Source organism: Melghiribacillus thermohalophilus (assembly GCF_004342905.1).
GTDB lineage: Bacteria > Bacillota > Bacilli > Bacillales > Alkalibacillaceae > Melghiribacillus > Melghiribacillus thermohalophilus.
In genome coordinates this window covers 1-21065 of record NZ_SMAN01000025.1, presented here as the reverse complement: position 1 = coordinate 21065, position 21065 = coordinate 1, and the positions used below count along the sequence as shown (strand labels likewise).

The following is a 21065-nucleotide window of genomic DNA, read 5'->3' as shown; positions in this document are numbered from 1 at the left end:
ATGAAACCTTCAACAGAAAAACGGCTGGTACAATATGCGATGCGCAACAAAAAAATGATCTTTTTCGGGTTATTCTGTTTGCTTTTAGCGGTAGCCCTGGAACTGACAGGTCCATTTATTGCTAAACGGCTTATTGATGAACATATAGTCGGAATTGAAAATCACTGGATGGAAGTTCAGGATGATGACAACCAAACGGTGGAATATCAGGGTCGTTTGTTTAAACGGGCTGACCGGCTGAGTGAGCAAGATGAGGTGATTCGGAAGGTAACCCTTCTGCAGGCAGAGCGAAGTTACTATCTGATAGAGGAAGAAGTTCCCCTGACCGGTAATCGCTCGCTTAACAATGAAGGGGCTGTTGTCATTCAAACTCCGGAACAGACATGGACAGTTGCCGGTGAAAAATTGACCCTCGGTGCTTTATACCGCTTTTTTAGCCCTGAAGTACAGCCGATTATCTGGTTGCTTGTGTTGTATATGGGGCTCATCGTCATTGCATCCGTTTTCCAGTATTTAAAAACCTATTTACTGCAGGTATCTTCCAACCGGATTATTAAGCAAATGCGCGATGATGTGTTTGGCCACATCCAGCGGCTGCCGATCTCTTATTTTGTTAACCGGCCGGCTGGGAAAATTGTGGCCCGGGTAACTAATGATACAGAAGCTATTCGGGAACTGTATGTAAAGGTACTGGAGACTTTTGCTTCCGGAATGATTTATATGTCAGGAATTTTCTTTGCTCTGTTTTTATTGGATATTCGGCTGGCGGCCGTCACCCTGCTTGTAATTCCGATTATGGTCATATGGATGAAATGGTATAAGGTGTATGCTGGCAAATTTAACAGAGTCATTCGTTCCACGGTCAGTGATATCAATGGGTTTATTAATGAAGCGATTCAGGGGATGCCCATCATTCAGGCTTTTCGCCGCACGAAATCCATTGAGGATGAATTCGAAACATTGAACCACAGGCATTACACGTATCAGATTAAAATGAATACGTTAAATGCCCTGACGTCCTTTAACCTCGTCAATGTGATCCGAAATTTGGCTTTTGTCGCATTCATCTGGTATTTTGGCGGGATGTCCCTGAATGGAACAGGTATTGTTTCAGTTGGTGTCCTCTATGCCTTTGTAGACTATCTGACCCGCTTATTTGAACCGATGAATCAGATGATCAGCCAGCTTCCACAGCTGGAACAGGCCCGGGTGGCCGGGTCCAGAGTGTTTGAACTGATGGATCAGGAAGGGGAAGAAGTAAAAGATGAATCAATTTCCCGCTATAAAGGAGAAGTGGTTTTTGACCATGTCTGGTTTGCTTATGAAGAGGATGATTATGTCTTGAAAGATATGTCATTTAAAATTGAACCTGGACAGACAGCTGCCTTTGTGGGTCATACAGGGTCTGGAAAAAGTTCGGTCATGAATCTGTTATTCCGTTTTTATGACCCCCAAAAAGGCAAAATCATGATTGACGGTATGGACACAAAAAGCCTGTCCAGACAGCAGGTCCGCAAACATATTGGGATCGTTTTGCAGGATCCGTTCATTTTTACAGGAACCATTATCTCCAATGTAACAATGAATGATCCGTCCATTACCAGAGAGCAGGCGATTGCAGCGTTAAAAGCTGTCGGAGCGGATTCATTTATTGAAAAACTGCCGAACCAATATGATGAGCCAGTTAAGGAAAAAGGAAGCGAGTTCTCGGCAGGGCAGCGTCAGCTGATTTCTTTTGCCAGGGCCCTTGCTTTTGACCCGGCTATCCTCATCCTTGATGAAGCTACTGCAAGTATAGATACCGAAACAGAAGGACTAATTCAGGAAGCCCTGAAAATACTAACGAAAGGACGCACGACGCTTGTCATTGCCCACCGATTATCCACGATTCAGCAGGCTGATCAAATTTTTGTGTTAGAACGTGGTAAAATAATAGAAAAAGGAACACATGACCAATTGATTCAGCAACAGGGAAATTATTATCAGATGTATAAAATGCAGCAGGGCCAGCTGAAAAATCAAGCAGTGGTTTGATATGTCTAAAAGGAGAACGGGGCTATGACCGATCGAAAAGATTATCCTGAAACCATAGATGAAAAAGATTTATATGAGGATATCGATGAAGAGGAAATGTATGAATTGATTCAGGAAGAACGGAGAAAAGCATTCCGTCAACACAAGGAAGAGAAAAAGCCAAAACGCCCCTTCCCCAGGTGGGCGTTTTGGCTCATTGCTTTGTTTATGGTTCTCAGTGCCCTATCGGCACTGCCAAAGTTCCTTAACCTGGCAGCGGTAGATTTTCTGGCGACTTCAGCAAAACTCAGTGGAAATGAGGAGATCCAGGAATATAAGCAGTCGGTTGTGACGGTTCGAACGGAAAACGGAAAAGGAACTGGATTTTCCATTTCAAAAGACGGATATATCTTAACAAATAACCATGTCATTGAAGACGGTTTACGGACCTGGGTAAATGTCCCTGAACAGGGGCAATTTAGTGCTGAGATTGTGGCTGCTTACCCTGAAATAGACCTGGCATTATTAAAGATAGATGGAAAGAACATCCCGTATTTGACCCTGGGAGACGATCGGCATGTTCAACCGGGGGATCATATCTATTTTATTGGGAATCCCCTTGCTTTTACTGGCATTGCCAATGAAGGGGAAGTGCTCGGGTATACGGAATCTTCCCTGGAAGGTGATGTTCTGATGCTTAAGGCACCTATCTACCACGGCAATAGCGGAAGCCCGGTGATCACTGAAAGCGGAAAAGTGGTCGGCGTTGTCTATGCAACCAGAAGAAGCTCTGAACATGGAAAGGTCGGATTGGCAGTTCCAATTTCCTATTTTTTAGAGACAGAGGAAGGCAGGGACTTCGATCCGGAGTAATGGGTATTTTTTACTCTAGAAACTTTTTATCGGCTTTAGTATGATAGACAACATGGAAAAACCCTTCAAACCCTTGATATGTCAACGTTTTTGTCATATTCGAAATCTATTTGTAATAGAAATGAAATATGTTTGTTTATACTCCCCACAAAAACCCCTTTATGTACGAATTTTATAATAATTGGAGGTGAGTCAGGGTTGGTGAAGCGTCTCTTCAAAAAGGGGAAGGAGAACTTCCTGGAAGAGCAAGTAAAAGCTGCTCAAAAGGGGGACGAACAAACCCGTCATCATCTCCTGGAAAAATACCGGCCGTTTATTGCCAAGAATGTTTCCGAAGTATGTAAAAGGTATATTGATCCGGAAAGAGATGATGAGTTCAGCATCGGCCTAATGGCGTTCAATGATGCGATTCAATCCTTTTCCAGCGAAAAAGGAAGTTCTTTTTTATCCTTTGCGAAATTGGTAGTCAAGCGCAAAGTTATTGATTATTTACGTAGTGAGCAGAACCATCCGGCAGCCGTTTCTCTAGATGAGGAAGTTCATGATGAAGAACAAATGGAAAATCCAAATGAAGTGAAAATTGCCAGGGAACGTTACCAGCAGGAAGCCGATTCCTGGCATCGCCGGGAAGAAATATCCGATTTTCGCCAAAAACTGAAATCTTACAAGATTTCCTTTGAGGAACTGATAGAACGATCACCCAGCCATCAGGATGCAAGAGAATCGGCAATGGAGGTAGCCCGGATTATTTTTGAGAATCCTTCATTGAGACAATATGTTCAGCAAAAAAAAAGGCTCCCTATGAAAGAACTGACCAGACATGTAAAAGTAAGCAAAAAAACACTGGAGCGTAACCGAAAATATATTTTAGCTATATTTATTATTCTAAGTGAGGATTATATCTATTTGAAGGAGTACATAAAGGGGGTGAAGGTATGAAAAAGGGGATTGTCATGGAGAAGAAGGCCAGGTATCTGGTTGTGATGACCCATGACGGCTTGTTTTATAAAGCAAAACCTGATTTAGACTGTGATATCGGGGAAGAAATACAATTTGAACCGATCTTCGAAGCGAAAACACATGTGGTTCCGTCCATTTTTCATACTTTCTTCCAAAAACGAATCATCGCTGCTCTGGCTGTTCTGCTGCTTGCCCTTTTTCCGGTCTATTCATGGTACAGCTCCAGTAAAGCTTTTGCCTATGTGAGCATTGATATCAATCCAAGTATCGAAATCACTGTCAATAGAAAACTCAATGTTCTTGAATTGACGCCGATAAATGAATCAGCAGAGCGTCTGATCCCGATGCTTCCAGACTGGAAAGGACAAAATGTGGAACATGTAACCCTCCATATTATTGAAACGAGCAGAAAAGAAGGGATGTTGGAGGGACAGAGTGTGTTAATAGGGGTCAGCTATTTGAATAATGGAAATAATGATCTTACTGAAAAATTGCAGACATTCCTACAGGAAAAAGAGGAAGAGATGCCAATTGCAACCATCGAAATACCTGATACGATCCGGAAGCAGGCGCAAGAAGAAAAGGTGTCCATGAATTATGTCATGGCTGAAAAAATAGTGGAAGACATACAGAAAAAAGAAAACAAATCTGAAAATGATGATTCCGATGGACAGGAAGAACTTTCGGAAAGCCCTGCTGATCATAATCTTGAAGAACAGGACATGGAAATCATCACCCATGAAATTTTTAATCATCTGGATGACCAGGAACGGGTGATTGTAGAACACTTTTATCAAGAGATCATGAAAGAAATACCGCCTGGCCTGGAAAAAAAATTAGATGATGGGGAATGGCCTCCAGGCCTGCAAAAGAAATTGGAAAAAGAAGCAGATCACATGACCCGAAATAAAGGAAAGCAGGGCGGTGACTTGTCTGAACAGCCAAATGAAATCGATCAGTCTGAAAAGGGTTCCCATCAACAGTCCGGAAATGAAAAGAAAAAGGACGATACGGAAGAAAACATAAAAGATATCATGGAAGAATTACCCCCGGGCATCCAGGAGAAAATCGATGAGGATCAAGAAGAGATTGAAAGTCTCATAAAAGATCTTCCGCCGGGACTTCAAAAGAAAACTCTAGAACAGAAGGACCATGTTCAGTCACTGGAGCCTTTTAAGGAGAAAAAGGAGCCTCCCGGCCAACAGAAAAAAGAGAACAGGAAATAAAAATCAATGTAAAGGTCCGGGACAAAACCACATAAGGCAATGAAAAGCCCGAACTATATTCAATCATCACATGAATTCGTTCGGGCTTTTTGTTTTGTCAAAATGTTTCGCCTTCCGCGGGCACGGCCTCAACTTTCTCCAGATCGTTTATTCGGTCTGTAGGGATTTTCGGTTCGCGCTGTTCCCTCAGGAGTTCAGGCATTTTGACTACGTAATTGATTTTTTCCTCTTTTCGGCCGTTCTTTCATTTTTTATCCCGGCCTCTGTTTGATCAGTTCGTTTTTTAATAAAATCGTTTGTCTGTCCCGGACATAAGGAGGAATCAGTGAAATTTTGTGAAAAGATTTCTGATAAACATCATGAATGATCTTGCCGATGTAGTATAATAAATGGGTATTTAGCTAGATAGGGGGAAGGAGAAAAAAGGATGCGGTTTTCAAACGATCAAACCAGACAACGAAACGCAGGATTTTTGGCCATGGTATTGTCTCTAGTCATTGTAACTTTAGGGGGATCCGCACTATTTGCGTATCAGTATATCATCGGACAAAAACCTTCCGTCCAATATATGAGGATGGAAGCAAAGACGTTTAAAGAAGTGTTTGACTACAATCTAAAAAATGAGGTCACCCTTTTGAAAGAGCGAATGAAGGAGCAGGCTCACCAGACGAGTTGGGTTTTTAAGGGAGATGTTGCGCTAGACGAAGAATCCCAGAGTCAGTTCCCAGATTATGGATTGATAAAAAGTCTCCTTTTTGCATCAACATTTGAGACAGAACAATTGTTTAATCCAGATGATCAAGAAACTATGATCAATATCGGATTGCTTCTCCAGGGTGCAAATATAATGGATATGTCGATCTATCAAAATAAAGAGATCAGCGCCCTGAAAATTCCTATGATGTATGATAAATATTTTATTTTAGAAAACGATCAACTAGATAAATTATGGGAAGGGGAAATCGGGTATCAGGAAATTACAGAGATGCCTAATCTGGTTGAACTTCAGCAAACCCAATTATCCTGGAGCGAATGGGGACAAGTGGCCGAAGATTATCTCGAAATTGTTGCGAGCCATTTGACGGATGACCATTTCACCTTTAATCCTGAAAAGGAATTTGAAGGAAATACATATGAATCGGTGGAAATTACTCTTACTGAGGAAGAAACAAAGCAGATATTGACGGATCTGGCGGAACATGCTAAAAAGGATGAACGCCTGTTAATAAGTTTGACGACGTTCCCGGATGAAGAAAAATATATTAAGGAGTTCTTCGAAGCAGTTATCAGTGATGTAGAAAACCTCGATATGCCTGATGGTGTACAATATACCGCGTATATAAAAGATGACTGGGTAGAATTGCGGTCGTTTCGGCTTCCGGAACTTGAAGTCTTGATCGGGACAGAAAAACTCGAAGATGATGGCTATCGGTTCAAGGTTGTTTTCATGGGCTTCTTTGATAATTTAGCTCAACGCCTTTCCTATACCGAAGACAGATATAAGCTTGAAGAAGGTTATAAGGTGAAAAGACAGGTAACCTATACTGATTTGAATGCAGAGCGTGAACAATACTCGTTTCAGGCTGAGACCATGTATTTAGACGATGAAACAAACACGGACTTTTATTTAGTTATTGAGTCAGAGGATCTTGGAGACTCGCCAAATATCAGCGGCTACTATAATCAGACTGTGGATGTTGATCATGATCAGGCAAACCGAAACGTGGAACTTGGGTTCAATCTGTCTTTTATTGATGGGCTCGGCCTGGAAAGATATGCTGATATCAGCATTGAGGGGGAAAACGAGATCACCTTCACCGATGACCTTGATATGCCAGAATTAAAGGACAGAGAAACGGTTGATCTGTTAGATATATCACCTGAAGAAGAAATGAAAATCATGACTGAGATTAGCCGGAATATCGAGAAGTATTATGAATCATTATTTGACGGATTTGGATTTTAATATGTAAAGGAGTGGACAGGTGTGATCGGTACATTGCTGAAATACAGATGGAAAAACATCTTGCACCAGCCGCTCCTTTTTTTGATGATCTTGTTTTTTCCTTTTGTTTTAATAGGCCTTGTAGGAGTCGGTTTTTTTCAATATTTTCAAGGACAAACAGAGCAGATTCAAGTTGCAGTAGTTGATGAGGATCAATCTCCGGAAACCAGGACTCTGCTCGATCAACTCCAAAAAGAAGGTGCCCTCGGGGAATCTCTGTCTCTGATTCCGATGACTGAAGGGGAAGCACGGAAAGCCATGGAGAACGGGAGTACGGCAGCGATCGTGACCATCCCTCCAGGGTTTACGAATGATCTCCGTCATGGAGAAAACAGGCCTATTCATGTGATGACCAGTTCTGAAAAACCTCTCGCATCCAGTATGGTGACCATTTTACTGGAGAGTGGTGCCCGCTATATTTCAGCTGCCCAGAGCGGTGTGAATACGGTTTATCATCTCTATATCAAAGCATTAGACTCTAGGGAGGAGAGAAGTGAGCTTTTGCAGCAGGTGATCATTCAGTTTACACTTTTTGCTTTAAACCGGGATCAATTGTTTTTTACCGAGAAAATTTCCCTTGGTGCAACTGTCGGATGGATACAGCATGGAGTCATTGCTTTAATGTTCACTGGTTTTATTATCAGTTCCATGATTTTACAGACAATCTTCAATAGAACCATTAACTGCACGATTCAGGAGCGCCTGATAGCCATGAATGTCGGATCAGCGGTTTATGTTTTCAGTCAGTTTTTGCTGTATCTTACTTATTTTAGTATGCAGCTTATGGTGATTGCTCTGCTCCTGTCAAAGGTCTTCACCATGCCGTGGCTGATTAGTCTTCCCGCAGTTGTGACCTGTTTAGGACTGGCTCTGGCGACGGCGTCTATTCTGTCTTTAACCGATATCGTCATAGCGAGTCCGAGTGTGAAAATGACGATAAACGCAATCCTTTTTGCAACAGGGAGTTTATTGAGCGGTATCTTGATCCCTGAAATTTATTTGCCGGAATGGATGAATCAACTATCTCCATATCTTCCCTGGACCTGGATATACCAATCGTTTGAAACGATCATCACAGATAACTCCTGGCCTTTAACGGACTGGGCCTGGATCACGTTATTTGCACTTATCCTGCTTGTTCTTTCTGCCGGATATGGCAAAATAAAGGAGGGAAAATATGGTTCCGTATTTTTCCCTTCTGGTTAAACTGGCTATCGTGAATAGATGGAAAATTCTTTTTTCAGCAGGCGGCCCAATTCTCGCTCTATTCCTGATTTCTCCGATGATCCTGAATGGACTGAACAAAAGCGAGATTCCGATTGGCTGGGTTGACGAGGATCACTCTCGTTATTCAAACCAGGTCAGGGAGAGGATCGCCGGCCAGGAGCGTCTGAAAATCCAGGATATGACTAGAACAGAGGCCATCATTGCCATCCAAAAAGGGGATCTGGAAGGAGCTTTCGTCATTAACAGAAATTTTCAGGAACACATTCAGCAGGGGAATCTTACAGAAACTATTGAATGGATTCGGTCCGAAAAATCTGTTTTTGATACATTTATAAAAGAGCAGCTAGCCAGTGAAGTGATGCGTCTGGCGGTTAATAGCAAAGCAGCTACTACCATTCAGCTTATGAAACAAGAAAACGATTCATCCAGATGGCAAACTTATTATGAGCATGCTGACAGCTACTGGGAGCCTGAACCCCTGTTTCAGATGGAGTTTCAGACCTATCAGGTCCAGAATAAACAGCCTGAAAAAGCGACCCCCCTGTCGATCATCGGCCTTGCCGGAATCGGGTTCACGTATGTATGGATGATGGCTGCTCTGACTTTGCTTCCTGTATATCCAATGAGAAAAAATCAAATGATTTCCCGTCTGGAAATGATGAGCGGAAATATCTTCAATTTTTACGGAGCGCTGTTGATCTGTGTTACGCTCCTGGCTGTCCTGTTTTGGGGAATATGGCTTTTGGTCCTTGATTTCTTTTTTGATCATATTGATATGAACGTACTTCAGCAAGGACTAGCAGCCATTATTCCTCTTCTAACGGCTGTGTATGTGACATTTGCCGGTTTATTTATGTTTCAGAAGCGAAACGGGTTCGTGCTGTTTGTTCTGACGATTTCTCTGGTTTCGTTCTCTTTATCCTCCCTGTACCTCGTATCAGGGGGGGAAGGGTTCTGGTACCGGCTATTGCCCCATACCTGGCTCTATGAAATGATGTTCCAATAAAGTGAGGAATCGAAATTGATATATTTTGAGCAGGTCAATCATTATTACAAACATCTGCATACCTTAAAAGACATTTCTGTTGAGATTGGTGCAGGGGAGTCCATAGGGATTATTGGTCCCAATGGCGCAGGAAAATCAACCTTTCTGAAAATTATGGCATCTGTCCTTCAGCCCAGGGAAGGCCAAGTCTATTATGAAGGGGAGCCTTATACAGCCTGCATCAAACGTTTGCGTAAAAACTTAGGTTATATTCCGCAGCAGATCGCTTTGTTTGAAGAATTATCGGTTCAGGATCAGCTGAAATTCTGGGAAAAAGCGGCAAAAAGACGGCCTTGTAAAACATTTATGCAGGAAATGAAAGATGTTCTTGGTCTGGAACAAGTTATGAATCAGAAAGTTCGGGAACTCTCGGGAGGATGGAAGCGGAAAGTCAATGTTGCCAGTGGCCTTCTGCATGATCCGGATATTATTTTACTGGATGAGCCCACAGCCGGTATGGATCTGGCAGCCAAACATGATTTACTGCTGTGGCTCAAACATCTGCATGATAAGGGGAAAACCATCACGATTATCAGTCATGACTGGAGTGTCATCAGCCGCTTATGCAGCCGTGTTCTTATTTTTCAGGATGGACAGCTTCGATTTGATGGTGGAATGGATGAGCTCAGGTCTTTTCAGACTACTCTGAGTGAGGAGAGGGATCAGGAGCTTAAGAAAATTTTAGATGAACGCACGGTATAACAGCATTGCCCCGTCTTTCATGCTCAGAATTGTGGAGGATCGCCTGTGAAGAATCAGCCTTTGTGCAGGGAATATCAGGCTTCATTTTCGAAATATCAGATTTCAGGTACGGGAATTCAGGGCTTACATGAGAATAATCAGTATTCCAACGGTAAAATAAAATGATCAGTGAAAATACAGGCACCGTTTGCATATTGATTTTTTGAAGTTTTGTAGTTGCAGATCGATTGGTGATTCAGAAATATGCACGAATTGAATTTATTTCTTTTAAGGGGTGAAGGAAGTCATGCTGAACGATCAGTCAGCAATCATAACTGGTGCCTCCCGCGGAATAGGAAAGGCGATTGCCCAAAAGTTTGCAGCACATGGTGCCAAAGTTGCATTGATGGGCTCATCTGAGCAAATTTACAAGACCAGGCAGGAGCTGGAACAGGAAGGATATGAACATATTCTAGCTTTCCGGGCCGATGTAAGCAACGAAAATGACGTGGATCATGTCGTTGAAACCACAAACAACGCTTTTGGCAAAGTGGATATTTTAGTCAACAATGCCGGAATGGGACTGTTTAAGCCCGTGGAAGAGATTACGGTGGAAGAATGGAAAAAGTTATATGAAGTCAATGTACAGGGAGTCTTTCTCTGCACCAAAAAAGTCATTCCGATTATGAAAATGCAGAAGTTCGGAACCATTATTACGATTTCATCTGATGTTGGCCGATATTCTATACCAAATGGCTCCCTTTATAGTTCCACCAAATATGCTGTGCAGGGATTTATGGGTTCTGTCAGCCAGGAAGTACGGAAGTATGGGATTCGGGCCGGTACGATTAATCCTGGAATGGTGGATACGTATTTTAATGAAACGAAACAGGGGGCCCCGGAGAAAAAGGACTGGCTGAAGACGGAAGACATAGCCGATGCAGCGGTTTACTTGGCCAGCGCACCAAAACATATGGTCATCGATGAATTACAGTTGCATCCCCTGATTCAACATTATCCTCGTCCGTAGCTATGGGTATAAAAATTCTTCATTCTTTCTTCATGCACCCCTTTGCATCGTCTGCAAAGGGGATTTTTTTTAAAACCTGATTCTTTTCAACATGATATAATAAATCCAAATCAAAAAAAGATGTGATCATATGAAGTTCAATGAAAGGAAAAAATTAGAAACTCTCAAAGCCATTGCAGAAACCTTAAATCAGTCTCATGATAAAAAAGACATGCTTCAGTCTGTATTAAAAGCGTTGATTGATATTTCCCACTTTGAAAGCGGATGGATTTTTTTGCAGAACGAAAATATGGAACTGATGGCAGACGAAGGACTTCCCCCTGCACTATCAAAGGATGATAAGCGACCGATGTGCGGAGAAGAGGATTGTTACTGTATTTCCAGATTTACCAGGGGGAGACTGACAAAGGCAACAACGATTATTGAATGCAAACGCCTTAAAGATGCTATCAATGAGGGAAAATATGAAACAGGGGGATTAACACACCATGCGACCGTTCCGTTAAAAACACCCGAAAAAATGTACGGGCTGTTAAATGTGGGGGCGTCAGGCCGAACAGCTTACATCGATGAAGAATTAGATTTACTTGAATCCATTGCTTTGCAGATTGGTACGGCGCTCAAACGGCTGGAACAGGTCGAAAAGGAAGAACAGAGAGGTCGTCTGCTTACCGCCCTTAGTGATTTTGTAACGAATCTCCGGAAGGAACGGAATGTGCATCAGTTTGGTGCACATGCTGGATCTGATCTTATTCAGCTGTTTGATTTACACTATCTTGACATGATAATACAGAAAGAGAGGTTCAGACAGGGGGACCAAACATGCAGCCACAAGGTAACTTTTCCGTTTACAAAAGGAGGAGGAAGGCTGACCGCAGGGCGGAGGAAGCCTTTTCAGACCATTGAAAAAGAGGTTATGCAGCTGGCCGTACAGCATATTGAACTGGCATACCGGGATCTGATTCTTCAGGATAAGGAAAAAGTTATGGCAAGAATCGAGGAACGTAACAGGCTCGCCCAGGACCTCCATGACTCCGTAAGCCAGCTGTTATATTCCATCGTACTGACAGCCAAAGCAGCCAGACAGTTGAACCAGGACCAAAAACTTGCAGCTCCTTTACAAGATCTGAATGAACTGTCGTCCCAGGCGTTAAAAGAAATGAGAACGTTAATTGCAAAGAAAAAAGCTTCAGGATTAGAGGAGGGCCTCCTAACGGGACTCACCCGCTATGCCGAAAGACTTCAGCTTCAGGCATACACCGAATCAGAAGGGAGCATGACGATTCCTGATCACATCGAGGAAACCCTTATGCGGATTGGACAGGAAGCGATTCACAATGTAAAAAAACATGCACAGACCAGCGATGTTTATATTGCTTTACAACGTACGGAAAAAGGCTTCAGGTTAATCATTAAAGACGATGGAGCTGGTTTCCATGTCAATAAATACAAAGATATTCATTCCTTTGGGCTAAAAGGAATGAAAGAGCGAGCAGCCGTTTATAATGGTCAGGTATGTATTGAAAGCCAGCCATCGAGGGGTACGACCGTAACCGTATTTATGCCGGACGGAGGGGAAAAGATATGACTATTCGCATTGTCATTGTTGATGACCATCATGTGGTGCGCAAAGGACTGTTTTATTTTTTTCAGACCCAGAAAGATCTGGAAATTGTGGGGGAGGCTACAAATGGAAAAGAAGCGCTGGATCTTCTGACAAACCAGCCGGCAGACGTGGTCCTGCTTGATGTACAGATGCCGGAAATGGATGGGATCGAGGCAACTAAAAAAATAAAAGAACGGTTTCCAGAAACCAGAGTTCTAATACTGACCAGCTTTTCGGATTATCATTCAGTTATTCCAGCGATTCAGGCGGGTGCAAGCGGTTATCAGCTGAAAGATGCCGAACCCGAAGAACTGGCCCGTGCAATCCGTAACGTATACGACGGTAAAAAAATGATTGATGAAAAGGCTGCTGTTCATTTGTTTCAGCATATATCCCCAGATCACCTGGATGAAGACAAAAAACGTTTACATGAATTGACAAAACGGGAAATGGAAGTACTGCAGGAATTGATGAAAGGCAAAAGCAACAAAGAAATTGCCCGTGACTTATTTATTACCGAAAAAACCGTCAAAACCCATGTATCCAATATATTATCCAAACTGGAAGTCCATGACCGCACCCAGGCTGCGCTCTTGGCTGTGAAACACCTTGATTCTAAATAGTTGTTTCTTTGAAGATCCCGTATATAAAGTATTACTTTACATCGGTACACACACTTGTGCAAAATCTTACAAGTCCATCAGTGGGAGTTGAGTGAAAAGCATATAAAGAGGGGAATTTTCCCCTCTTTACTGGACATATATAACCTCAATATCCGTGTCAATCGCGTGCTCCAAATAGTGAATTAAGTTTTGGTGGGTGCGGACAATGGATTCCTCACTGCTGCTGTAGTGAAAGGCGTGCAAAAAATCCTCAATTTTTTTGGACAAAAAATCATCTTCCGTCCGGACCATGAGGACGAGCAGATCATCCCATTGCCCCCATAATGTGTAGTAAAGTGCTTTATCGTAATCTGCCGAGTTCAACCTAAAACCCCCTTAAGGCAGGGTTAGGCATAGTATGTGTCACCTGGCACGATTGCTTCCTGTCTTTTTCATGGTGCTCTTTCCATATATTTTTTTGTAGTGGAACTTTTGTACACCAATAATGTTTTCTCAGGGGTATAATCTGTAGTTTCTACGGATGGAAAATGTTAACATCAAGATATCCCGAATGCCGAAGTTAAAAACATCACATATTATCGAATATTTCTCCAAAAGCACCTGTCCGGCTCGTTCATGAATCCTTACTGATTTTCTTTATAATCAAGTCACAACTTCCTTTCCATATACCTCTCGGCAATTCATGGGATTCCCCATCGTTTCGTTTTCCGAAGCATGCTGGGTATATAAACCATCGAATAAATCCAAAATGACCTATCCATAATATAAATAACCCTGCAAGGAAGGAGGAGCAGCATGAAAAAGATCGCCCTTTTAGGGGTTTCAGCTTTAACAGCAATCACCATTGCAGGATGTCAGGGAGATGAGGGTTTAGGAACGAATAATAATTATGACACAGGCGTCGAGCCAACCCGCTATACGGAAAACAATGATATTGAACCGAACAGGGATCGGGTCGGTATGGATAACAATGACTTAGGACCAAACTACAATGACCCTGACCGAAACGGAGTCAATAATAATGAAGCAGGTCCAAACTATAATGGAACCAACCAGGACCGTAACTGGAACAGAGATCGCGGGCTAAATGGTGATGGAGACAACTTAATGAATGAAAATAATCGTTTTGAAGTAGCCGACGATGCAGCCGACCGGATTGCTGAAGAAGTTCGCGAGGTTGAGCGTGCCTATGTGCTGGCAGGCAATAATAATGCTTATGTTGCCGCTGTCCTTGATAATGATCAGGAAAGAATTGACGCTGATTTAAGAACTCGAATCGAACGGGTCGTCCGTTCCATTGACCGGGATATCGATAATGTTTATGTATCCGCAAATACGGAGTTTGTGGACTTATCAGAAGGCTATATCAACGGAGACAATCGGGACGACGACGGCTTTGTTGAAGAATTCAACGAGATGACTCAGCGTCTTTTCCCTGATATGGATTAGATGAAAAAACGAGGGAGTTTTCCCTCGTTTTTTCATTTGTAAAAAATCAAATATTTCCTTCTGCACTCATACATTATAATAAATACGCAAGAAGGGGAGAGGGATTTGACAAAAACCGATCACAAAGAACTGGAACAGGCCATTGAAGAAATTACGGAGATCGCAGAAGGCTTTGGGCTGGATTTTTATCCGATGCGTTATGAAATCTGTCCCACGGATATTATTTATACATTTGGGGCTTATGGTATGCCGACCCGTTTTTCCCACTGGAGTTTCGGCAAGCAGTTTCATAAAATGAAGATTCAGGAAGAGCTGGGCATGAGCAAAATTTATGAACTGGTCATTAACTCGAATCCCTGTTATGCTTTTTTGTTGAATTCCAACAGTCTGATCCAGAACAAACTGATTATCGCCCACGTTCTCGCCCACAGCGATTTCTTCAAAAACAATGTCCGCTTTCAAAACACCAACCGAAAAATGGTGGACAGCATGGCAGCAACAGCCGAACGAATTCAAAATTATGAAAAAATTTACGGCCGGGATGAAGTGGAAACTTTCATAGATGCAGTGCTGGCCATTCAGGAACATATCGACCCGACGTTAATCCATCCCGATGAGTATGAGGAGAGTCCCGAACCGAAAACGATGAAAACCAATCCCGTGCGCACTGAGTATGACGATTTATGGCGACTGGAAAATGGAAAGAAAAAAGAAACGAAACCTGTGCGTCCAAACCGCAAAATCCCCGAAGAACCTCAAAAGGATGTCCTGTTATTTATTGAGGCCTACAGCCGGGAACTGGATGACTGGCAGAAGGATATCCTGACCATGATGCGGGAAGAAATGCTGTATTTCTGGCCCCAGCTGGAAACCAAGATCATGAACGAAGGCTGGGCTTCGTACTGGCATTCCCGGATTTTGCGGGAAATGGACCTGACTGAAGGGGAAACCATTGAATTTGCCAGACTTCACGCCAGCGTCATTCAGCCGTCCAAGACGAATATCAACCCATATCGGTTAGGCATCAAAATTTTTGAGGACATTGAAGAGCGCTACAACAACCCGACCGCAGAAATGAAAAAACGGGGGGTTCAGCCGGGGACCGGCAGAGAGAAAATGTTTGAAGTCCGGGAGATTGAATCGGATATTTCTTTTATCCGGAATTATCTGACCAAGGACATCGTGGAAGAGGAAGACCTGTACTTGTTTCAGAAGCAGGGCAGGGAGTACAAAATCGTAGAGAAAGACTGGGAAGATGTCCGCGACCAGCTTGTTTCCATGCAGGTCAACGGCGGGTATCCGTACATCACCGTCCAGGACGGAGATTACATGAAAAACGGGGAACTTTATCTGAAACATCATTACGAAGGGATTGAGCTAGACCTTAATGATCTTGAAAAAACGATGCCATACATCTACCAGCTCTGGGGAAGACCCGTTCACATTGAGACGGTGGTGGAAGAGAAAAACGTACTGTTCACCCATGACGGGAATCGGGTGAAGAAAAAGTATTTGTAAGGCTGCCTGGGAAGGCGGTCTTTTTTGTTGTAAAGGTGGAATGGATGAAAATTTATCATGAGTTATGTAGCACGAATCAATCTAGATGGTGACGACCCACTAATTTTATGCAAGAGGTAAAAGCGGACCTCTTAGGACTCACCTTGTTAAAAATAATATTCTATTCTAATGATATTATCGTATTTTTCAAAGGAAAAGTGCTGTTGGCTTTTTTGACAGATAGCCAGGTAATGCTGAAAATGCCCTGGTAATTGAAATGTCAGAAAACGGGATGGCCATTGTGACTGAGTTTGAAAATCACATTGGAACAGATATGTTTCTCATCACTGATTCCATAACTGAAACTTACCAGAAACTTTTGGATTTTAATGAGTCCATTTATGATGAAGGGTCTATAATTGATGAATATGTTTTATTTTTTCATGATACTGCAGTTAATTCTGGGCTGTGAGGAGGGGAAAGCGGCTTAAACCAAGTCACTGGTTCAGACTGTTTTTGACTTTGATTTTATCACACCGCATTATCCTCGCTGGCATTATCCGTTTTCGATGACTGATTGTTAAGAAATGATAAATAAAAAAAGATTCAATGAGACATTCACTTCTCGTTGAATCTTTTTTTACGAAACATTGGTGTTCACTCAGAGAGTACGTTTATTTTTTCAATCTTTACATCATCCGTGGGCATATCCTGCATGCCAGTTGGGACGTCGGCGATTCTGTCCACTACGTTCATCCCCTCCACAACCTGTCCAAAGACGGTGTGACGGAAATCCAGCCATGGTGTTCCTCCATTTTTCACATAAGCCTCGATAATGTCAGCTGGAAATCCGGCCTGTTCCATCTGATCCTTAAAGCCCGGGTCGAGGCTGGCATTTTGTACAATAAAAAATTGACTTCCGTTCGTATTTGGCCCGGAATTCGCCATGGACAAAGCGCCGCGAAGGTGGAACAATTCCTTAGAAAATTCATCTTCAAATGGCTGGCCCCAGATGCTTTCGCCGCCTGTGCCATTTCCTTTTGGATCACCGCCCTGAATCATGAAATCCTTAATTACACGGTGGAAGGTCAATCCATCATAATAACCGTTTTTGCTGTGAGTCACAAAGTTTTCGACAGCCTTTGGTGCGTGTTCAGGGAATAGTTTCAGCTTAATGGTTCCATGATTCGTCACCATTTCTACCTCAACTTCATTTTCTAATACTGCAGTCGTTAATTGTGGGTACATGATTTGTTCTCCTTTTTTTCCTTCCTATCATGTTGATCATATCATAAACTGGGGAATCAAGGCCAATCAGCCAGTGAAGGTCATGGTATAATGGGAAGAACATTCATAATATACCATGAAACAGGTGTGTAAAATGTATAAAAACATCTTTAAAGATATTGTTTCCATTACTCACCATGATTATGCCGGCTGTTTGGACAAACGAGGGTGGGATCAGCCGGACAAATACATAGCAATGATACAAAAGCTTGAGCACGAGGGTTTATTAAGCCCTCAACAATTTGTGGAAATCGTCCAGCGTTATCTGGGTGATTTTCAGGATCCCCATATGTATTTTAAGACTACAGATGATCAGGTTCTGAAGGAGCTAAGCCCCGGGTTCAAAGTGCGCAGGTACGAAGACCGACTTTATGTAACAGAGACTGGAAAGGAAAAACGAATCACAAAAGGGTCGTACATCACAGCATTGGATGGCTTGAGTGTTGCCGAGCTTCTGGAAAAACATCAAAACGTGCTGGGGGATAGTCATCCTGATTGGGAAAACTGGACACCTATTATTCGTCAGTATGCCTATTGTGAAGTGACAGATCCTGAAGGGAATCATCACACACTTTCCCTGCGATTCTATGAAAAAGAGGAGTACGTGCCAGAGTACAGCTTAAAACAGCTGGATGAAGACATCTTGATTATGAAACTAACGGATTTTGAAAACCCTGATGCCATCTCTCAATTAATCAAACAGAACGAAAAAGCCCTGAGCCAGACCAACTATTTCATCATCGATGTACGCAGAAATTTAGGAGGAAGTGACGCTGCTTTTGCACCGATCGTTCCCTTTCTTTTTGATGAAGGAACAACTACGCTTCATCTTCAGGATGACTATGATATGCACTTTCTCTGCACCGAGAGGAACTGCGCACTTCAGATCAAAACAATTGAAAAGGCATTGAAAAAGATAGAGGATCCCCGGGCAAGAGCGAGTTTGTCCCTGTTTAAAAAGATGTGGGAACAGAACAGAGGAAAAGGCTTTGTTCGATTTTCTGAATTACATTCAGATGAAAGGATGGGGATCTCAGGAAGGCCCAAACCGGAGCGGGTGGTAGTTCTGACGGATATAACCTGCGGCAGTGCTGGCGAAATTTTTGCCGATGTGGCGAAACGGTCACCGAACGTAACAGTGATCGGTCGGCCTACTGCAGGACTTAATGATTACGCCAATTTAACGGTGATGGAGTGGGACGGACCATTTGAACTATGGTATCCAACCTCACGATTAACGAAACTGGACCGGGTAAAAGAAAGGCCGGCATCAAGGATAGAGCCGGAGGTTTATATTCCATGGACCCCGAAGCACATAGTGGAAGATGTGGATGTCCTTGAAGGGATCAACATCCTGAGGAAAAACTGAACGGTTTTGGAGGAATTCTATGAAAGCCGCCTATTGGATTAAACCTATTTTTCTGGTGGTATGTTTGACATTGTTATCTTTAACATTGTTTGGAGCAAAACAAAAAGCGGAGCGTGAGTTATACAGGAAAGAATGATTAATATGTCAACGTCATGTGACCGGCAGGGCAATCAAGAGAGAAGAGATTCATAAATTCCCACATTTTAAAAACCCTTTCGATTCTGATTTATGAGATTAATTATATTTCCAGACGCAAAAATTCTGAACCAGGAGGGGAACTAGATGAAAAATTATGTATTACCGCTGACGGTTCTTTTATTGAGTATGTCTATTTTTTATGCAGGCTTTCAATTAAAAAATGTTGTTGTAAATCTTGACAATCAGGAGCAGCAGCTCAATCAGGAGGACGGTAAAGAAGAGAAAATCGAAAAAGGCCTTCTGACCCTGGAAGAAACAGCTGAATATCTTCGTATATCAGCCGAGGAACTTGATCGTATGACAAGGGACCAAACCATTGAAAGAAATCAGAGAAACAGTTATTCAACCTTTGATTATCTTCCGTTTATGACAATCAATGGGGAAAAATTTTTTCAAAAGGAAATCATCGATCAATGGATTGAACAGAACATATTGAGATGGTACCAGGTTAAGGTAAGTTACTAAAATCTCAGGGGCAATGTTGTGAGATATTGGAAACTCCTGATTTTTTTCCTGATTGTGATAAAAGCTGCCCATAATCTTTTTCTATATTCGGGGGAAACGATTACGAAAAAAACAGAGTCAGACAGCCTGGTGATCACTGCAACAGCCAGGAAAGTGCTTCCCCTGTTTCCTGTTTATATGGTCTATGCCAATATTCATTATAAAGGGGAAGAGGAAACATCCATGATAGCTGGAAAGCCGATGCTTTCCATTTTTGTAGGAGATCCGGAGGGAACATTAATTGAATTTCCTGGTCCATCCAATGACCCGGCATACTCCCAGGAGATTTCACCGGGAGAAGACCTTCATCTTACCGTGCTTCATCAGGGTGAATACATGGTTGAAGTGGATTGGGGAATCAGCATTGTCCAAGGAGACTCTCTTTTCAGAGAAATGAAGCGGCCGCTAGCATTCTATATCCCAGTCAAATAAGTTCGCTTTTACATGAAACTAAATACTCGCGGTTACGTCCAATTAGAAAAAGGGGGTCTGTGATGAAGAGACTGATGATTGTTATTTTAGCGGTGTTTTTGGCTGGTTGCGGCACGGGGAATGATCAAGGAAATGGCGATGTGACTTCGGAACCATAAGAAGTCCAACAGATTCGTGATGAGGAAACTCAGGGAGATTTTGTTTACCGGCTGTATACCGAAAAGGAGGTGTATGCTGAAGGTGAGCAGGTCAAAATCTATGCAGAACTGGAATATGTCGGTGATCAGGATGAAATCACCATTTACCATGCAGCCTCTCCCTTTTATTTCCCAATGACTGAGAAAACCCGGAATATTGAGATCCCTTTTCCGATGGAAGAGCCCTTGCTGCAAACAACGTTGAAAAACGGAGAACCCCTAAAAGAGGAATATAAAAGAGCAGGCGGCTACGGTTCCCAGGACGAAAAAGAGTATGTAGAATTTATGAAAAAATTTCTGAATGAAGAGTTTCTTCCCGGATATTATGTAATGAATGGCTATGCGGACTTTTTTGTTGAAACGGAGAACGAAGGGGAGAAGGTAAAAGAAGACTATAGAATCAAGGCTCAAATTGATTTTATAGTTAGTGGGATAGAATAAGGAAAGGAATGAAAAAGAATGAAAAAACGTTTAACTCTGCTGCTGGCTGCTATGATGGTTATCCTTGGATGTTCAGATCAAGCTGATTCTAATAATGAATTTGTCATTCCAGATGACTATAAGCATTCCGAAGGTGTCATCCGTGAAATAGTAAAGGAAACCGCAATCCAGGAAATTCAATCCTCCAAATTCATGGCTCTATTTGATACCGAACCAACTAATGCGATGTTTATTCAAACGGAGTCCGGGGTTCTAGACCTTATTCACTTCAAAAACAAAAACGGTTTGAACTACAAGATTGAACTGAAAAAAAAACTTAGACGGAATAAATAACACCAACATTAAATTTAGGTTATAATAGACCTGAAATTTATTTAAGTTGGTGATTATTTATGCGTACCA

At 42.4% G+C, this 21065-nt stretch carries 20 protein-coding genes; 18 read left to right on the top strand and 2 right to left on the bottom strand.

The window, feature by feature from the left end; all coding sequences use genetic code 11:
• The 11 genes from EDD68_RS13590 (at position 1) to EDD68_RS13540 (ending at position 13289) form a co-directional block, all read left to right on the top strand.
• The gene (locus tag EDD68_RS13590; protein ID WP_132372841.1) at positions 1-2034 is read left to right on the top strand and encodes an ABC transporter ATP-binding protein; all 2034 of its coding nucleotides are present in this window, start codon (positions 1-3) and stop codon (positions 2032-2034) included.
• Positions 2035-2058: 24 nt separating this feature from the next.
• Positions 2059-2886, top strand: a complete 828-nt coding sequence (locus tag EDD68_RS13585; protein ID WP_132372840.1) for a S1C family serine protease — start codon at positions 2059-2061, stop codon at positions 2884-2886.
• Between the two features lie 198 nt (positions 2887-3084).
• On the top strand, positions 3085-3825 hold the full coding sequence (sigI, locus tag EDD68_RS13580; protein WP_243646877.1) for an RNA polymerase sigma factor SigI: 741 nt from the start codon (positions 3085-3087) through the stop codon (positions 3823-3825).
• Positions 3822-5072, top strand: a complete 1251-nt coding sequence (locus EDD68_RS13575; protein ID WP_132372838.1) for an anti-sigma factor domain-containing protein — start codon at positions 3822-3824, stop codon at positions 5070-5072. The genes sigI and EDD68_RS13575 overlap by 4 nt, the downstream gene beginning before the upstream one ends.
• A gap of 427 nt (positions 5073-5499) precedes the next feature.
• Positions 5500-7038: a DUF6583 family protein gene (locus tag EDD68_RS13570; RefSeq protein WP_132372837.1), complete on the top strand. Its 1539-nt coding sequence runs from the start codon at positions 5500-5502 to the stop codon at positions 7036-7038.
• 21 nt (positions 7039-7059) lie between these two features.
• Complete coding sequence (locus EDD68_RS13565) at positions 7060-8283, top strand: ABC transporter permease (protein WP_132372836.1); 1224 nt, start codon at positions 7060-7062, stop codon at positions 8281-8283.
• Positions 8255-9310: an ABC transporter permease gene (locus tag EDD68_RS13560; RefSeq protein WP_132372835.1), complete on the top strand. Its 1056-nt coding sequence runs from the start codon at positions 8255-8257 to the stop codon at positions 9308-9310. The genes EDD68_RS13565 and EDD68_RS13560 overlap by 29 nt, the downstream gene beginning before the upstream one ends.
• A 15-nt stretch (positions 9311-9325) precedes the next feature.
• Positions 9326-10051, top strand: a complete 726-nt coding sequence (locus tag EDD68_RS13555; protein ID WP_132372834.1) for an ABC transporter ATP-binding protein — start codon at positions 9326-9328, stop codon at positions 10049-10051.
• A gap of 286 nt (positions 10052-10337) precedes the next feature.
• A complete protein-coding gene (locus tag EDD68_RS13550; RefSeq protein WP_132372833.1) occupies positions 10338-11060 on the top strand; it encodes an SDR family oxidoreductase in 723 nt (240 codons plus the stop codon).
• Between the two features lie 130 nt (positions 11061-11190).
• Positions 11191-12648 (top strand): GAF domain-containing sensor histidine kinase, encoded by a 1458-nt coding sequence (locus EDD68_RS13545; RefSeq protein WP_132372832.1) that lies wholly within the window; start codon positions 11191-11193, stop codon positions 12646-12648.
• A complete protein-coding gene (locus EDD68_RS13540) occupies positions 12645-13289 on the top strand; it encodes a response regulator (protein ID WP_132372831.1) in 645 nt (214 codons plus the stop codon). Before EDD68_RS13545 ends, EDD68_RS13540 begins: the two co-directional genes overlap by 4 nt.
• Positions 13290-13415: 126 nt before the next feature.
• On the opposite strand, the gene EDD68_RS13535 is transcribed toward EDD68_RS13540, so the two are convergent.
• Positions 13416-13652, bottom strand: coding sequence for a YhdB family protein (locus tag EDD68_RS13535; RefSeq protein WP_132372830.1), 237 nt, complete (start codon positions 13650-13652; stop codon positions 13416-13418).
• A 432-nt stretch (positions 13653-14084) separates the two neighbouring features.
• On the opposite strand from EDD68_RS13535, the gene EDD68_RS13530 reads away from it, so the two are divergent.
• Both EDD68_RS13530 and EDD68_RS13525 read left to right on the top strand, forming a co-directional pair.
• Complete coding sequence (locus EDD68_RS13530) at positions 14085-14738, top strand: YhcN/YlaJ family sporulation lipoprotein (protein WP_132372829.1); 654 nt, start codon at positions 14085-14087, stop codon at positions 14736-14738.
• A 105-nt stretch (positions 14739-14843) separates the two neighbouring features.
• Positions 14844-16256: a SpoVR family protein gene (locus EDD68_RS13525; RefSeq protein WP_132372828.1), complete on the top strand. Its 1413-nt coding sequence runs from the start codon at positions 14844-14846 to the stop codon at positions 16254-16256.
• A 636-nt stretch (positions 16257-16892) separates the two neighbouring features.
• Here EDD68_RS13525 and EDD68_RS13520 read toward each other — a convergent pair.
• A complete protein-coding gene (locus tag EDD68_RS13520) occupies positions 16893-17483 on the bottom strand; it encodes a peptidylprolyl isomerase (protein WP_132372827.1) in 591 nt (196 codons plus the stop codon).
• Positions 17484-17616: 133 nt separating this feature from the next.
• On the opposite strand from EDD68_RS13520, the gene EDD68_RS13515 reads away from it, so the two are divergent.
• From EDD68_RS13515 to EDD68_RS13495, 5 genes are all read left to right on the top strand, one after another.
• Positions 17617-18891: a S41 family peptidase gene (locus tag EDD68_RS13515; protein ID WP_165902193.1), complete on the top strand. Its 1275-nt coding sequence runs from the start codon at positions 17617-17619 to the stop codon at positions 18889-18891.
• A 282-nt stretch (positions 18892-19173) separates the two neighbouring features.
• Positions 19174-19554, top strand: a complete 381-nt coding sequence (locus EDD68_RS13510) for a helix-turn-helix domain-containing protein (RefSeq protein ID WP_132372825.1) — start codon at positions 19174-19176, stop codon at positions 19552-19554.
• Between the two features lie 18 nt (positions 19555-19572).
• On the top strand, positions 19573-20025 hold the full coding sequence (locus EDD68_RS13505; RefSeq protein WP_132372824.1) for a hypothetical protein: 453 nt from the start codon (positions 19573-19575) through the stop codon (positions 20023-20025).
• Positions 20026-20252: 227 nt separating this feature from the next.
• Complete coding sequence (locus EDD68_RS13500; protein ID WP_243646876.1) at positions 20253-20663, top strand: hypothetical protein; 411 nt, start codon at positions 20253-20255, stop codon at positions 20661-20663.
• 18 nt (positions 20664-20681) lie between these two features.
• The gene (locus EDD68_RS13495) at positions 20682-20996 is read left to right on the top strand and encodes a hypothetical protein (protein ID WP_132372822.1); all 315 of its coding nucleotides are present in this window, start codon (positions 20682-20684) and stop codon (positions 20994-20996) included.
• Positions 20997-21065 lie beyond the last annotated feature (69 nt).

Excerpts from the sequence above, each read along its gene's own strand:
- EDD68_RS13545 (WP_132372832.1), top strand. The coding sequence starts at position 11,191 with ATGAAGTTCAATGAAAGGAAAAAATTAGAAACTCTCAAAGCCATTGCA.
- EDD68_RS13520 (WP_132372827.1), bottom strand. The coding sequence starts at position 17,483 with ATGTACCCACAATTAACGACTGCAGTATTAGAAAATGAAGTTGAGGTA.
- EDD68_RS13570 (WP_132372837.1), top strand. The coding sequence starts at position 5,500 with ATGCGGTTTTCAAACGATCAAACCAGACAACGAAACGCAGGATTTTTG.
- EDD68_RS13590 (WP_132372841.1), top strand. The coding sequence starts at position 1 with ATGAAACCTTCAACAGAAAAACGGCTGGTACAATATGCGATGCGCAAC.
- EDD68_RS13575 (WP_132372838.1), top strand. The coding sequence starts at position 3,822 with ATGAAAAAGGGGATTGTCATGGAGAAGAAGGCCAGGTATCTGGTTGTG.
- EDD68_RS13550 (WP_132372833.1), top strand. The coding sequence starts at position 10,338 with ATGCTGAACGATCAGTCAGCAATCATAACTGGTGCCTCCCGCGGAATA.
- EDD68_RS13585 (WP_132372840.1), top strand. The coding sequence starts at position 2,059 with ATGACCGATCGAAAAGATTATCCTGAAACCATAGATGAAAAAGATTTA.
- EDD68_RS13540 (WP_132372831.1), top strand. The coding sequence starts at position 12,645 with ATGACTATTCGCATTGTCATTGTTGATGACCATCATGTGGTGCGCAAA.
- EDD68_RS13495 (WP_132372822.1), top strand. The coding sequence starts at position 20,682 with ATGAAAAAACGTTTAACTCTGCTGCTGGCTGCTATGATGGTTATCCTT.
- EDD68_RS13530 (WP_132372829.1), top strand. The coding sequence starts at position 14,085 with ATGAAAAAGATCGCCCTTTTAGGGGTTTCAGCTTTAACAGCAATCACC.
- EDD68_RS13510 (WP_132372825.1), top strand. The coding sequence starts at position 19,174 with ATGAAAAATTATGTATTACCGCTGACGGTTCTTTTATTGAGTATGTCT.
- EDD68_RS13560 (WP_132372835.1), top strand. The coding sequence starts at position 8,255 with ATGGTTCCGTATTTTTCCCTTCTGGTTAAACTGGCTATCGTGAATAGA.
- EDD68_RS13515 (WP_165902193.1), top strand. The coding sequence starts at position 17,617 with ATGTATAAAAACATCTTTAAAGATATTGTTTCCATTACTCACCATGAT.